The sequence below is a fragment of the Gilliamella sp. Fer4-1 genome (assembly GCF_001690515.1).
Taxonomy (GTDB): Bacteria; Pseudomonadota; Gammaproteobacteria; order Enterobacterales; family Orbaceae; genus Gilliamella; species Gilliamella apicola_C.
This window is the reverse complement of sequence record NZ_LZGZ01000352.1, coordinates 1-12,718: the sequence shown is the minus strand read 5'-3', so window position 1 is coordinate 12,718 and position 12,718 is coordinate 1. Positions and strand designations below refer to the sequence as shown.

16 protein-coding genes and 1 tRNA gene are annotated in these 12,718 nt (G+C 34.3%); 8 read left to right on the top strand and 9 right to left on the bottom strand.

Annotated elements, in window-relative coordinates; translation table 11 throughout:
• Positions 1-276: 276 nt before the first annotated feature.
• Both A9G30_RS12100 and A9G30_RS12095 read right to left on the bottom strand, forming a co-directional pair.
• Positions 277-525 carry an NINE protein gene (locus tag A9G30_RS12100; RefSeq protein ID WP_065589111.1) on the bottom strand — a complete coding sequence of 83 codons (249 nt, stop codon included), beginning with the start codon at positions 523-525 and terminating at the stop codon, positions 277-279.
• 191 nt (positions 526-716) lie between these two features.
• Complete coding sequence (locus A9G30_RS12095; protein WP_065567539.1) at positions 717-1,298, bottom strand: IMPACT family protein; 582 nt, start codon at positions 1,296-1,298, stop codon at positions 717-719.
• A gap of 53 nt (positions 1,299-1,351) precedes the next feature.
• Here A9G30_RS12095 and nfi point away from each other — a divergent pair, with 53 nt between their 5' ends.
• Positions 1,352-2,023, top strand: a complete 672-nt coding sequence (nfi, locus tag A9G30_RS12090; protein ID WP_141672108.1) for a deoxyribonuclease V — start codon at positions 1,352-1,354, stop codon at positions 2,021-2,023.
• The gene (locus tag A9G30_RS12085; RefSeq protein WP_065589110.1) at positions 2,013-2,762 is read left to right on the top strand and encodes a tRNA1(Val) (adenine(37)-N6)-methyltransferase; all 750 of its coding nucleotides are present in this window, start codon (positions 2,013-2,015) and stop codon (positions 2,760-2,762) included. The genes nfi and A9G30_RS12085 overlap by 11 nt, the downstream gene beginning before the upstream one ends.
• Before the next feature lie 26 nt (positions 2,763-2,788).
• Here A9G30_RS12085 and A9G30_RS12080 read toward each other — a convergent pair whose 3' ends face one another.
• From A9G30_RS12080 to lolB, 5 genes are all read right to left on the bottom strand, one after another.
• Positions 2,789-4,198, bottom strand: coding sequence for a basic amino acid/polyamine antiporter (locus A9G30_RS12080; protein ID WP_065589109.1), 1,410 nt, complete (start codon positions 4,196-4,198; stop codon positions 2,789-2,791).
• A 46-nt stretch (positions 4,199-4,244) separates the two neighbouring features.
• On the bottom strand, positions 4,245-5,015 hold the full coding sequence (gene ddaH, locus A9G30_RS12075) for a dimethylargininase (protein ID WP_065589108.1): 771 nt from the start codon (positions 5,013-5,015) through the stop codon (positions 4,245-4,247).
• A 288-nt stretch (positions 5,016-5,303) separates the two neighbouring features.
• On the bottom strand, positions 5,304-5,855 hold the full coding sequence (apt, locus tag A9G30_RS12070; RefSeq protein WP_065582634.1) for an adenine phosphoribosyltransferase: 552 nt from the start codon (positions 5,853-5,855) through the stop codon (positions 5,304-5,306).
• Between the two features lie 429 nt (positions 5,856-6,284).
• A complete protein-coding gene (gene ispE, locus A9G30_RS12065; RefSeq protein WP_176700915.1) occupies positions 6,285-7,127 on the bottom strand; it encodes a 4-(cytidine 5'-diphospho)-2-C-methyl-D-erythritol kinase in 843 nt (280 codons plus the stop codon).
• A gap of 9 nt (positions 7,128-7,136) precedes the next feature.
• Positions 7,137-7,757 carry a lipoprotein insertase outer membrane protein LolB gene (lolB, locus tag A9G30_RS12060; protein ID WP_065589106.1) on the bottom strand — a complete coding sequence of 207 codons (621 nt, stop codon included), beginning with the start codon at positions 7,755-7,757 and terminating at the stop codon, positions 7,137-7,139.
• Between the two features lie 164 nt (positions 7,758-7,921).
• Between lolB and hemA the strand changes: the two genes are divergently transcribed.
• The 4 genes from hemA to A9G30_RS12040 all read left to right on the top strand — a co-directional run bounded on the left by hemA (position 7,922) and on the right by A9G30_RS12040 (position 10,036).
• Positions 7,922-9,193 (top strand): glutamyl-tRNA reductase, encoded by a 1,272-nt coding sequence (hemA, locus tag A9G30_RS12055; RefSeq protein ID WP_065589105.1) that lies wholly within the window; start codon positions 7,922-7,924, stop codon positions 9,191-9,193.
• 36 nt (positions 9,194-9,229) lie between these two features.
• Positions 9,230-9,487, top strand: a complete 258-nt coding sequence (locus A9G30_RS12050; RefSeq protein WP_065589112.1) for a DUF1289 domain-containing protein — start codon at positions 9,230-9,232, stop codon at positions 9,485-9,487.
• Between the two features lie 119 nt (positions 9,488-9,606).
• Complete coding sequence (locus A9G30_RS12045) at positions 9,607-9,849, top strand: zinc ribbon domain-containing protein (RefSeq protein ID WP_065589104.1); 243 nt, start codon at positions 9,607-9,609, stop codon at positions 9,847-9,849.
• A 100-nt stretch (positions 9,850-9,949) separates the two neighbouring features.
• Positions 9,950-10,036, top strand: a tRNA-Leu gene (locus tag A9G30_RS12040).
• Between the two features lie 435 nt (positions 10,037-10,471).
• Here A9G30_RS12040 and A9G30_RS12030 read toward each other — a convergent pair.
• Together A9G30_RS12030 and A9G30_RS12025 are read right to left on the bottom strand one after the other, a co-directional pair.
• On the bottom strand, positions 10,472-10,663 hold the full coding sequence (locus A9G30_RS12030; RefSeq protein ID WP_065567528.1) for a hypothetical protein: 192 nt from the start codon (positions 10,661-10,663) through the stop codon (positions 10,472-10,474).
• Entirely contained in the window at positions 10,656-11,084 is a 429-nt protein-coding gene (locus A9G30_RS12025) for a hypothetical protein (protein WP_065589102.1), read from the bottom strand. The genes A9G30_RS12030 and A9G30_RS12025 overlap by 8 nt, the downstream gene beginning before the upstream one ends.
• Positions 11,085-11,704: 620 nt before the next feature.
• Here A9G30_RS12025 and A9G30_RS13760 point away from each other — a divergent pair.
• Positions 11,705-11,896 carry a helix-turn-helix domain-containing protein gene (locus tag A9G30_RS13760; protein ID WP_065589101.1) on the top strand — a complete coding sequence of 64 codons (192 nt, stop codon included), beginning with the start codon at positions 11,705-11,707 and terminating at the stop codon, positions 11,894-11,896.
• Between the two features lie 133 nt (positions 11,897-12,029).
• The gene (locus tag A9G30_RS12015) at positions 12,030-12,644 is read left to right on the top strand and encodes a hypothetical protein (RefSeq protein WP_065589100.1); all 615 of its coding nucleotides are present in this window, start codon (positions 12,030-12,032) and stop codon (positions 12,642-12,644) included.
• Positions 12,645-12,718: the final 74 nt, after the last annotated feature.

Here is a 12,718-nt window from a genome sequence, read left to right as displayed (position 1 = left end):
GTTAACGTGCCTTATGTTGCTTTTTATTTATAAAAGCAATATTTTTTTGTTAAAAATTTTATACAGAAAGTTAAAATAGCCAGTAGAAAGTTATTACGTATTTTTGAAAAAAGCTTTTAATTAAATTTGATGATAGGGGTGAAATTTTTATTAGTATGATTTTATACCATTAAAACAACATAAAGTCGATTTTATACAATATGTTATGCTGTTTTAATGGGACATATTTAATATAATGCGTAAAAATAGCAATTTTGAGTGGCTTAATTACCTATATTATTTATCACTATTGATGAATGCATTTACTGTAACATTTTGTGATTTATTGAATTTAGAATTATCAATTAAATTAGCATAATCAACCATACCACTAGTTAGGAAAAGATCTAAAAACCAACCAATTCCAAAAACTCCACAAGTAAATAACCAAACAAAACCTGTTATCCACTTACCACAATACATACGATGGATACCCATAAAACCAAAAAAGAACCACAATAAATAAGCAATACCTTTGTTTCGCATGACTTCTCTCCATTAAAAAAACAAACTGTATACGATAATAAATCGAATAACAATATATTATTCATATAGTAACCTTAATAAGAGGGTGTTGGCTAAATTCAATAATAGCTCAATAACGTTAATGAAAAATGGCGTTTTTTCGATGATACCTATATGTATAGGTAGAAAGGGTGAGCTAGTTTTTCTCTTTTTTATAACTCGATAATAACGCGCCCACGGGTGATATCACAGAGAGTTTTTTGTAATAATTGGGACTTGTCTTGTGTTATTCCTATAGCTACTTTGACACCTTCGGCATCAAAATCTTGTTGTTCAATCAAGGCTCCAAGTTCTTTTAGGCGATTTTCAATAATTGGCCATTCGCTATAATAACAGTGAAATTGAAGCGTAATACGGGCAATGAGTTCAATAAGTTCGCCTTGTTGTAAGCAGTGACTGGCTGCACCGCCATAGGCTCGCATTAACCCACCAGTACCTAGTTTTATTCCGCCAAAGTAGCGAGTTACAACAACCACAATTTGATCGCAATCTTGTCCTTCAATAGCTGAAAGGATAGGGCGCCCAGCGGTGCTTGTCGGTTCACCATCATCATTAAAACGGTATTGCTGCCCAATTTTCCAAGCCCAACAGTTATGTGTTGCATTGAGATCGCTTATTTGATTAATAAAATCGGTTGCTTGCTCGGCCGTGGTAACTGGTGCAGCATTAACAATAAAACGGCTTTTTTTGATTTCTTCTGTTAAGTTGATTGGATTTACTAATGTATATGGCATATTAATTTGTTACAATTGGTTCATTGCGGTTAATCATACTCAGCAGATTTAAAATGTCTATCAATTTACAACAATTAAAACAAATTCAACAGACGTTAGCCAAGCAAATTAAATTAACAGATGCGTTTAATCAATCCGTTAAATTTATTGGTGGAACCGATGTGGGCTTTGAAAATGGTAGTGATATTACCCGAGCGGCTATTGTTATTCTTACTTATCCAGATTTTAATGTTGTGGAACATCATATCGCTCGAATAAAGACGCAATTTCCTTATATTCCTGGTTATTTATCTTTTCGTGAATATCCTGCGCTTATTGAGGCATGGCAACAAATAACACAGAAACCGGATTTATTGTTAGTTGATGGACAGGGTTTTGCTCATCCTCGACGTTTAGGTATTGCAAGTCATTTAGGTTTATTACTAGATATGCCAACAATTGGTGTAGCTAAAAAAAGATTATGTGGTCAGTTTGAGCCATTGTCAAAACGGGCTGGTAGTGTAACACCATTGCAAGATCAGCAAGAACAAATTGGTTGGGTATTGTGTAGTAAAGATAATTGTAATCCTTTATTTATTTCGGCTGGTCATCGAATAAGTCAAGATAGTGCATTAAAATGGGTAAATTTATGTTTACGAGGTTATCGATTACCTGAACCTACTCGTTGGGCTGATGCGATTGCATCAAATAAACCACTGTTTAAGAAATTTAACCATGATAGCTAGCCACCAAACACCTTTGAGAAAAGACGGTTTTACCTTTAAACGTTTTTTTGTTGCACACAATAAAAGCCCAATGAAAGTTACAACTGACAGTTGTTTATTAGGGGCATGGGTTCCCATTGATGTTATTCCACAAAAAGTGTTAGATATTGGTACGGGGTGTGGTGTAATTGCATTGATGTTAGCTCAACGGTTAGAAAATACGCATTGCAAGATTGACGCAATTGATATTGATCATCATGCTATTGCACAATGTAATGAAAATAGCAAACAAGCCTCATTTTATTCTATTTGTGCCAAGCACGCAGATATTAATCAATTTCGGCTTAATCAATCAGCTTGTTATGATTTAATTGTAAGCAATCCACCTTATTTTGAATCGGCTGTAGATTGCCGAGATATGCAAAGGCAATTAGCTCGTTATACCGAGAGTTTGAGTTATCAGCAATTGATTAATGCTGTTAAACGATTATTAACACCAAAAGGGCAATTTTGCTTAGTTTTGCCTTATCATCTATCAAACCATTTTAGATTTTTGTGTGAATCAAATTTTTTATATTTAACTCAAGTGATGAATGTTAGGTATTCGAGTAAAAAAGATTTTTCGTTGGCGTTGATGGCTTTTTCATTAAGCCGAGCTGATTTGATCATTGAGGATCAACTTTGTATGCGAGATGATGATGGGTGCTATTCGCAATCATTTAGGCAGTTGTTAGCTGATTTCTACCTATTTCGAAAATAGCACCCAGATGTCATCTCAATGACCATTTAATTTGGTAATATATAAAAATAGACAATGGCAATTAGCGCAAGTGTGATGATGAAAAAGGCATACACTTTGTCGTGAAAGTAACTAAATACGGGTAAAGAGCGTTGTTTTCTAGCATAGAGGTAAAAAAATAGCCCTATACTATAAAGTATCATCGACAGTAATAAGTAAGATATACCGCCAGCATAAATTAGCCATACTCCATAAGTCGATCCAAATACACCTATTATGATTAAATAGACTTTACGCCTTTGTATAGCTAATTTGAAAACAAAAAGTTCTGCAAGTAAATAAGGGATGAGCACCATTGAGGTTGATAGCTGGATTAAGGTATTATAGCCCGATTGGTAAAAGTGAGAAAGGATCAGCAAAATTGTTATGAAGCTCGTTGTTAACCATAATGCGTTAGCAGGCGTGCCGGTTTTATTAAGCTTGCCAAAGCATTTTGGCACGGTGTGCTGGTTGCCCTGACCACTTAAAAATAGCATTTCAGCTGCTAGCATTAACCACGATAATAATCCACCACTAACCGATACAATTAAACCAATATTAATTAGGGTTGCTCCCCAGCTACCAATGACACGTTCAATCACTAAAGCCATTGATGGGTTTTTCATTTGGGCAAGTTCTTGTTGTGGCACAATACCAAGAGATAATACTGATACGCAAACAAGCAATAGGCTAGTAATGGCAAAGCCAAAAAAGGTTGCACGGCTAATACTGATGATATTTTTGGCTCTTGCCGCATAAACCGTTGCGCTTTCAATGCCTAAATAAACCCAAACGGTATAGAGCATGGTGTTCTCAACTTGTTTTATAATTGAGCCTAACTGTGGTGTTCCCAAAAAGTCTATTTTGAATGTCGAAATTTTAAATGCAAGGCTAATACAAACGATAAATAAACTGATGGGTACAATTTTAGCCAGCGTAACAAGGCAATTTAATAAAAAAGCTCGATATATTCCTTTTAGTACAAAATAATGTACTATCCATAATAATAAAATAGCAGTAAAAACAGCTGGCAACGTAGTGCCGTGACCAAAGAAGCTTAAGCAATCAAAAGATCCTAATGCACTAAATAAAATAACTAAGTAACTGGTGCACGACATCCATGCTGATATCCAATAACCCCATGCGGCATTAAAACCGATATAGTCACCAAAGCCTTCTCGCACATAGCCGTATAAACCATCGTTGATTTTGTAAAATCGAATCGATAAATACTGAAATATGCGTGTTAACATTAGCATGCCAAATAGGGTTATTATCCATGCGATTAAAATAGCTCCAGTCCCAGCCCCTTCGGCCATATTTTGTGGTAGACTAAAAATCCCACTTCCTACAATGCTACCCACCACCAACAGTGTAAGGGGGAGGGTGCCTAGTTTTTTTCTTGCTGGTGTATTCATCTTGTCGTCTTATTATGTGGTTTTAGGTTTGATTAATATCGATAGCTTAGAATCGTAACGACATGCAACTTACCCCTCCATCAATTTTTTGATATTCCGAGGTATCCACTTCAATAACCTGATAACCTAGTTGCTCAATTTTAGCTTTAGTTATTCGATAGCCAGCAGGCATAATTACCCGATCATTTACCCAGATGCAGTTAGCGGCATAACTTTCTTGTTCTGGGATCTCAATAATATTAAATTTCTGAAATTCAGGTTTAGTGATAAATTCGCCTGCTGCTAGCAAGTTATTATTTTCTAAATAAGCTAAACCTGTTTTTAGATGGAGCACTTTTTCGAGTTCAACAACCGAGCCGGTTAATCCATATTTTTCTAAAATAGCGATCATTTGATTAGCGCCCACTTGATTGGTTCTTGCTGATAAACCAATGTAATAGTGGTCTTCCACCATCATAATATCACCTGCTTCAACGGTACCTGGTGCGGTAATTTGTTCAACTTTATTAGGATAAAACCGCTCAATTGTGCTTGATATGATTTCAGTTTCTGCTCGGCGACTTTCAGCACCTGGTCTTGTAATAATGGCACAATGTGGTGTGCAAAGCACTGTGTCTTCAACAAATACCGAATCAGGAAAGCGCTCATCGGGAGGCAAAATGGTAATATCAACATCACAATGCTGTAGTGCACGAATATAATTGTTATGCTGCTCTAGAGCTTTTTGATAATCAGGCTTACCTAAATTTGATGAGGTTAAACCATCAATAAGAGATTTGGCAGGTGTTCTTGCAATAATATGGTTAAATTTTTTCATTTCATCCCTCTTTAAATCAATTGATTAATTATGCTTTATTATTGAATAATAATTCACTTTTAAAACCTTATCAAGTAGAAAAGTGTATTTATATTCATTTTTTAAATATTTATTGTTAATGTCTTATTTTAATTGAAAATTTGAATTTAAATGAAATGAAAGGAAGAAATGCATATTTATTATTTTGTATGCGGCAAAATTAACTAATTATTTTTATTTAAGAAAGAACAAGAGGTAACGGCATTTAAAATGAAAAAAGGGCACCAAATGTGCCCTTAATGATAATTCTTATTCACCATCAAAATTAACTAAAGTAAAGCAATCAATCCCCATATCAGCTAATTTTGTTTCACCCCCTAAATCAGGTAGATTTATTACAAATGCGGCATTTTCGGCAATACCCCCTGCCTTACGAATTAAATTAGCCGTTGCAGCTATTGTTCCACCTGTAGCCAGTAAATCATCAACAATGAGTACACGTTCACCGGGTTTAATGGCATCAGTGTGGATTTCTAAAGTATCTGTACCATACTCAAGTTGATATTCTTCTTTAAATACGTGACGAGGTAATTTGTTAGGCTTACGAACGGGAATAAAGCCAACCCCCAGTGCTAGCGCAATTGGTGCTGCAAAAATAAAGCCTCGAGCTTCTGTGCCAACGACTTTATCAATTTTTTTATTACGATAATGATCAATTAATAACTCAACAGTGGTTTTAAATGCAATAGGATCAGCAAGTAAACTGGTGATATCGCGAAATAATACCCCTTCTTTTGGGTAATTGGGAATGGTAAGAATACTGTCTTTAATTAATGAAAGTTTTTGTTGTAACTGATTCATTTAAATGCTCTCTAAGTCTTTTCTATAAGAGTTGCCAATGTTTCATTATATACCTGCAATCTTTTTTGTTGCAATAACGAAACCATAATATCATACTGAAATCTAGCCATACTTATAACTTAATATATTAATATCATAAGTATGTAAGCCATCAATAGTTAAGTTAATATATATAGTAAAAAATGCTTTGTAAGCTCTTTCAATTTTCACAAATAAATACAATATGTAGGTAGTTTAATTTGAAAAAAGAAGATAATTGAATAAAGTTCATAAAAAAGCACTAAGAAATTTATAAAATCACTTATCATTATAGCGTTTTTCGTTGGAAGTTTGGATATTAAATGCATATGGCTTACTAGATATTTAAATCTTGATTCTGTTAACAAAACACCTTACCCGTTAATGATATTTGTTGATTAAAGTGTTTGTTTAACTTTCATATAAAGGCGAAACGTTTAATGATTTAGTCACAAAACTATGAACTGATAGTGCTTTAAGCTTTGATTGAATCGCTAAAGCTTGTTGTTTAGATTCGCATTGTGTAAAAACACATGCTCCAGTGCCAGTTAATCGAGTTGTGCCATATTGTGAAAGATAAGTAATAATATTATCTACCTTTGGATAACGTTTTCGAACGACATTTTCACAATCATTTTTAAATTCGCTAAACGGTAAAGAAAGCAAATCAGTTATATTCTGGATAGGCGTATCACGGGTTAATTCAGGATCATTAAATACCTTAACTGTAGATATTTCAATATTAGGATAAGCAACTAGATACCAATATTCAGGAATATCTATAGGGGAAAATTGATCGCCAATCCCCTCGGCAAACGCAGCATGCCCATAAATAAAAATGGGCACATCAGCGCCAATTGTGCGGCCAATTTCAATTAATTCATCCAGTGATAAATTTAATTGCCATAACTGATTAAGCGCAACTAATACCGTTGCTGCATTAGATGAGGCACCGCCAAGACCACCACCCATTGGAATCTTTTTATCAATGGCAATGTCTACTCCCAGTTTTGTTAGTTTGACATAAGATTTTAATCGTTCTGCGGCAATTATGATTAGATTTTTATCATCTGGAATATTTGCAAATGATGTCAATAGGTTAACTTGATCATCTTGGCGGAGGGTAAATGATAAGTTGTCACAGTAATCAATAAATTGAAATAATGTCTGTAAATTATGGTAATTATCAGCACGACGACCAGTAATATACAAAAATAAATTTAATTTAGCTGGCGATAACCATTGTTTCATAATTATTACCCGTTATCGCAAAACCCAGTTACTAATTTTTAAGCGGATAACTTCATCATCATGTGTAAGCTCAATCGCTGCAGGTAAGTCAATCTTTTTATTTTTATAGGTGTAAGTCGCATAACTTGGAATTTTTAATGTCCATTTGTTATTATTTTGCATAAATACAGTTGAAGTTAATCGCCCAGCATTATCTATTTTGTCTGTATTTACGTTGTCTGAAAATCCTTTTAACCAATTATGTAAAGAATTCAGCGGGATGTTTACATTAGATATTTTTTTCATAAGATTTTCAATATTGACATCTTGATAGCTTCCACCATTTTGATCAACCAATAGAACATTGTCAGGCTCCACTCTTAACGTCAAAATGTTGGTACCAACAGGTGTAGTTAATTTGACTTCGTAATTATCTGTTGACTGTTGGGTAATTAAAAATCGACCATAATTTCGAGATTTATCGCTTATATGAGCAATACTGCCTTTAACTTGGAACGCATTTATTTGCTTGAGATTTTGTTGATGTGCTTGCCATTGTTGCTCAGCTGATGCCGTATTTTGTGATTTAGTTGCTTGGCATGCGGTGATAAGTAAAAGCAGCATGATAATAAAAGCATATTTAATTTTAGACATGAAATAACTCTTTAGTTGTTAGTTTTAAAGACTGCAATATTATAACTGATAATTGTCCGAATAAGAAAAAGAACCTTTGTGGTTTTTTATGTATAATACAGATTTTAAAGAAACGCTTAATAAAATAATTATACCTAACAGAACCTACAAAAAGAAGCGATGCAATGTCAATTACAATTTTTGGTGTTAATCATAAAACTGCGCCAGTCGCTTTAAGAGAAAAGCTTGCTTTTCCTACTGAGATTGTCGATAAAGCGCTATACAGCCTATACCAGCACCCTTTGGTTGAAGGGTGTGCTATTTTATCTACCTGTAATCGAACAGAAATTTATCTTAGTTATGAACATCCAACTGACTATCTAAGATTAAAACAATCTGTCGAAAGTTGGTTAGGGCAATTTCATCATATTGATATTAATCTTTATCAAGATTCATTTTATTGGCATGATGGACAAGGTGCTGTTGAACATTTAATGGCGGTGGCAAGCGGTTTAGACTCTATGATCATTGGTGAGCCACAAATTTTAGGGCAAGTTAAACAAGCATACCATTTTGCTCAACAACAAGCTTGTTTGTCTGTTCAATTAAAAAAGCTTTTTCAAACTACATTTCATGTAGCCAAAATGGTTCGTAGTGAAACCAATATTGGTGCAAATACTGCATCTGTCGCTTATGCTTCTTGTTTAATTGCTCGTCATCTTTTTGTTGATACGTCAAGTTTAAATATTATGCTTGTTGGGGCAGGGGAAACGATAGAGCTTATTTCTCGTTACTTAAAGCCACATGGGTTTAATCAAGTTATTATTGCTAATCGAACTCGCGAAAAAGCATTGAAACTGGCTTCTGATATTGATGCAGAAATCATTTCATTGCCTGATATTGCTAACCGACTTAAGGATGTTGATATTGTGATTAGTTCAACAGCGAGCCCCCTACCTATTATTGGTAAAGGTATGGTTGAACGAACCTTGCAGGCTAGAAATTATCGTCAAATGCTATTTATTGACTTAGCGGTTCCTCGTGATGTTGAAGAAGAAGTTAATCAACTTGATAATGTACACCTCTATACTATTGATGATTTACAAAAAACAGTTGAAAGTAATTTAGAGCAACGAGCCATTGCCGCTAAAGAGGCGCAATACCTTATTCAAGAGCAAGCAGAACATTTTATAAGTTGGCTTAAGGCTAGATATGCGGTTGCTTATGTTAAGCAGTATCGTAGTAATGCCGAAAGTATTAAACGTGAGCTACAAATAAAAGCTTTAAATGCGATCAAACAAGGTGCCAATATTGATGATGTTTTTGCTGAGTTTTCACATCGTTTAACCAATAAATTAATTCATGCACCAACGCAAACATTACTCCATGCTGCGAGACACGATTGCGATGGCTGTTTTAAAGTGCTGAGTAAAGGGTTAGGGTTAAAAGAACATTAGTAAATTTCGGTGTCACCTAAAGGGGGAAATGATAAGTTGGATCAAATAGAATTTTTTGATATTCCAAGTCCTTGTAAGCGTGTTTGTCAAACAGATAAACAAGGTTATTGTATTACCTGTTATCGTTCCAGAGAAGAAAGATTTAAATGGTTAACTTTTAATGATAAGCAAAAACAAGAAATCTTACGCTTATGCAAACAACGGGCGTTAAGACGTCGTTATCTATTATCACAACCGCAACACCAGCATCAGCAATTAAATCCAGTTACATCACAAATTGAGCTCAATTTCTAAGATAAATGTATCTATTTTTAATGCTATCTTGTATTCTTGTTTAACTAGGTGTAGGATTTTTACCGAGATAAGGCAGGCAATTATTTAACTACCTTTTTAATCTAATTGGAATCTAAAACATGAAAATGTGTATTGCCTGTGGCATGCCAATGACCGTAATTAGTGACTATCCGCTACTTGATATGTCTAAAAGTTATTGTAAGCATTGTGCTCATAAAGACGGCACAATGAAAACATTTGACGAAAAATGGCATGAAGTTGCATTACAATATGCCAATAATCACAATGTAGATAAAGCCGTAGCTAAACAAACAGCTTATATTATTCTTAAAAAATTACCTGCTTGGAAACGTAAGTGGTAGCTTGTTTTTTAGGCAAATGAAATGCCTTACAGCTAATATCTGTTGGCAGATATAGTAAAGCTCAGTATAATGCCCACGTTTACTTGTTTTCACGTTTAGTGCCAGTGTGGCGAAATTGGTAGACGCAGCGGATTCAAAATCCGCCGCCCTTAAAAGCGTGTCGGTTCGAGTCCGACCACTGGCACCAATAAAATCAATATTTCATCTTAACTTTTCTTCTGTTGTAAATTATCAAAAAATAATAAGTGGCGGTAAAATGGCTGTTGATTTAGATAAATAAAAAGCAACTCCGCACATTGAAGCGCATGCAATAAATCTATCAATATTATTGTAAGGCTCGCACGGCAAAGCATCATATGTCTTAGCTGTTAAATTAACTATGATTGTGCAGCGAATTTTAGCCCCATCTTTTTTTGTAGCCAGCCTATAAGCCGATCTATCGCAATTGTAATAGACAGCGATAGATACGCCATTGAGAGCCATTCTTTAAATGTAATGTGAGAATTTAAAACCTTTCATAATATTAATCTGTTAAGTAATTCTGGAATCAGTGTTCAGTTGAGCTATGCCTTAACTCTGGATACATGACACAATGTCGTGCGCCACTGGTTAACTATTATTTTTACTTTTTTAATTTTTCTTTTAAAAGTTTTAGGCCTTCAAATATTGCGGCTTTTTGAGAACCGCAAATGACAGCCAATTCTTTTAATAACAAGCTTTCTTCTTCTGTCAAATACGTGCCAGATAGACGTGGTCTTCCGGCATTACGAGATCGATATGCTTGTTCGTTTTTCCGTTGCTTTTCTCTATTCATTATTCAACTCAACATCTGCAGAAATGTAGCATTCGTCACTCGTTTTCGATTGATAACGATATACATTAATTTTTTTACTATTACAAGTCATTAATAAAAGATGTTTGTTATCATAATGTTGATGATACAGTTGCCAAAAAGCTACTTTTGCTATTTCAAAATTAGCGGTATTTGTCCTTGTTTCTAAAAGAATTTCACTACCACCTCTTCTTTGCCTTAATACGTAAACTCTGTATGTTTTTAAATCCTTAGGTACTGTCACACTCTCCCCCCTTAAATCGTCGTAAAGTTCTGTTGTTGTGCTGTATTTGTGAACAAGCAGAGCTTGCGTATTGATTCCTTGTTGTTTGTATAATTTTTCTGTCAATGGACTTATTTCAAAAAAAGAGGGCGGGTTATATTTTCCCCAGAGCTCTAGCAAAAATAACTCGTCTCATAATTTACAAAAATCTCTATTGATTCGGCAATATGCAACTCGTTTATTTTTCAATTCAATAAAGTTGTTGTTCTCCGACTGATACCTCTATTATAGCACGTAGTAACATCAATTATATTTGAATATAAATTATTTTCGAAATGCCGGCTTATTTCGAACTTAAATAGACTGCGTAGCTTATTATTTCGTTCCTTTAATGTCTTTTGCTAGATTGCCGTTAAAACCACGGCAACCCTCAATAGAGAGAGCGACCATATTACTCAAAAACGTTTCTCTGCTTGTTTTACCCACTTTACTGGTTTTTTTGCGGATCGGGAACTCGTCTCTTTGAATTTTGTTTTTAACTGTCGCAGGTATACCCGTCAGTTCAGCAAATTTTTGTGTAGTAACAAAAGGAACTTGTGGGGCTATTGCAATTTTTGGAATTATGGTTAATAATCCTATATTTAAACTTATTGATGTTTATTGGTGCTTGCTTTCCTTCCGTTTTGTTATGTTTTTGGGATTGCCATAGCACATTGTTGTGTTTCAATAACAATTTGTTAATATTTTTGAGGTTATAAATAGAATATGATTCAAATATTCGAAATATTATTGAATGCATCATGATTGCTTATGAAAAAACAATAGAAGGAATTGCAGATCTAATGAATGCCTCAGCGAGCGTAATAGGGAACAGAATCCACAGGTGTGTGTTTTCACATGATCTTGTCTTGAGTTGTATTGTGGATACAGGAATAAATCCGCAATGGCTTTGTACGGGCGAGGGCGCTCCGACATTGACCGCATCAAAATAGAAAAAATTAATTGGTGTTACAAATGAAGCATTAGAAAAATTAGAACGTGTTGCAACACGAAAAAGCCGTGGTGCTATTATTGATAAAGAATCTAATGTATTAAAGACTAAATTGATTTGATAGGAAATAAATAATGTCTACAAAAAAATCTAAGATCACAGTGAAAAAGGTTTTTATTTTTAGTTTAATAATTTTTGCCACCTATATCATTACTTTTCCTAAAGACGATTCACCACCTAATTCAATTATGGTTACTTTAGGTGGTGTTTCTCTTTGTTCACTTGCTATTTGTGGTTTAATTTTGTTAGGCCGAGCAATCTTCGGACAAGGCAACAGAAATGGACGAATTGAAAAATGTAGGGCTTGTTGTTGTACTAAAAAAGCTTCAGTTCAAACTGCTTCACATAACAATTCAAACTATACCGATAATAATGAATACGAACAGAAAGAACAAGATTTTGAAAAATTTAAAAATAGCTTAACCACAATTTGGAGTTCAGGCTTATTTTCAATTTCATTTGAATATTCCGATGGCAAAAGAGAATTATTATTAGATAAAGTGCAAATAAACTCATATAACGAAGTTTATTTTTCTGGTTACTGTTTTGACAGCAACGATGAACGTACATTTAAAACAGACTGCTTGGAATCTTATATTGAATATGCAGAAAAAGAATACAGCCCACGCCGCTTTTTAACCGAAGCCCTTGGGTTGGATTTAGAGTATGTTAAAGAGTTGAAAGTTTAATTAAAAACTAGCTTTATTCTATAGCTGGAAAACTTGAAAGAAAAGGGTGCGATTACTGATGATGAATATCAGCT

Coding starts and splice junctions, on each gene's coding strand:
- A9G30_RS12100 (WP_065589111.1), bottom strand. CDS start 525: ATGCGAAACAAAGGTATTGCTTATTTATTGTGGTTCTTTTTTGGTTTT.
- A9G30_RS12095 (WP_065567539.1), bottom strand. CDS start 1,298: ATGCCATATACATTAGTAAATCCAATCAACTTAACAGAAGAAATCAAA.
- nfi (WP_141672108.1), top strand. CDS start 1,352: ATGTCTATCAATTTACAACAATTAAAACAAATTCAACAGACGTTAGCC.
- A9G30_RS12085 (WP_065589110.1), top strand. CDS start 2,013: ATGATAGCTAGCCACCAAACACCTTTGAGAAAAGACGGTTTTACCTTT.
- A9G30_RS12080 (WP_065589109.1), bottom strand. CDS start 4,198: ATGAATACACCAGCAAGAAAAAAACTAGGCACCCTCCCCCTTACACTG.
- ddaH (WP_065589108.1), bottom strand. CDS start 5,015: ATGAAAAAATTTAACCATATTATTGCAAGAACACCTGCCAAATCTCTT.
- apt (WP_065582634.1), bottom strand. CDS start 5,855: ATGAATCAGTTACAACAAAAACTTTCATTAATTAAAGACAGTATTCTT.
- lolB (WP_065589106.1), bottom strand. CDS start 7,757: ATGTCTAAAATTAAATATGCTTTTATTATCATGCTGCTTTTACTTATC.
- hemA (WP_065589105.1), top strand. CDS start 7,922: ATGTCAATTACAATTTTTGGTGTTAATCATAAAACTGCGCCAGTCGCT.
- A9G30_RS12045 (WP_065589104.1), top strand. CDS start 9,607: ATGAAAATGTGTATTGCCTGTGGCATGCCAATGACCGTAATTAGTGAC.
- A9G30_RS12030 (WP_065567528.1), bottom strand. CDS start 10,663: ATGAATAGAGAAAAGCAACGGAAAAACGAACAAGCATATCGATCTCGT.
- A9G30_RS13760 (WP_065589101.1), top strand. CDS start 11,705: ATGATTGCTTATGAAAAAACAATAGAAGGAATTGCAGATCTAATGAAT.
- A9G30_RS12015 (WP_065589100.1), top strand. CDS start 12,030: ATGTCTACAAAAAAATCTAAGATCACAGTGAAAAAGGTTTTTATTTTT.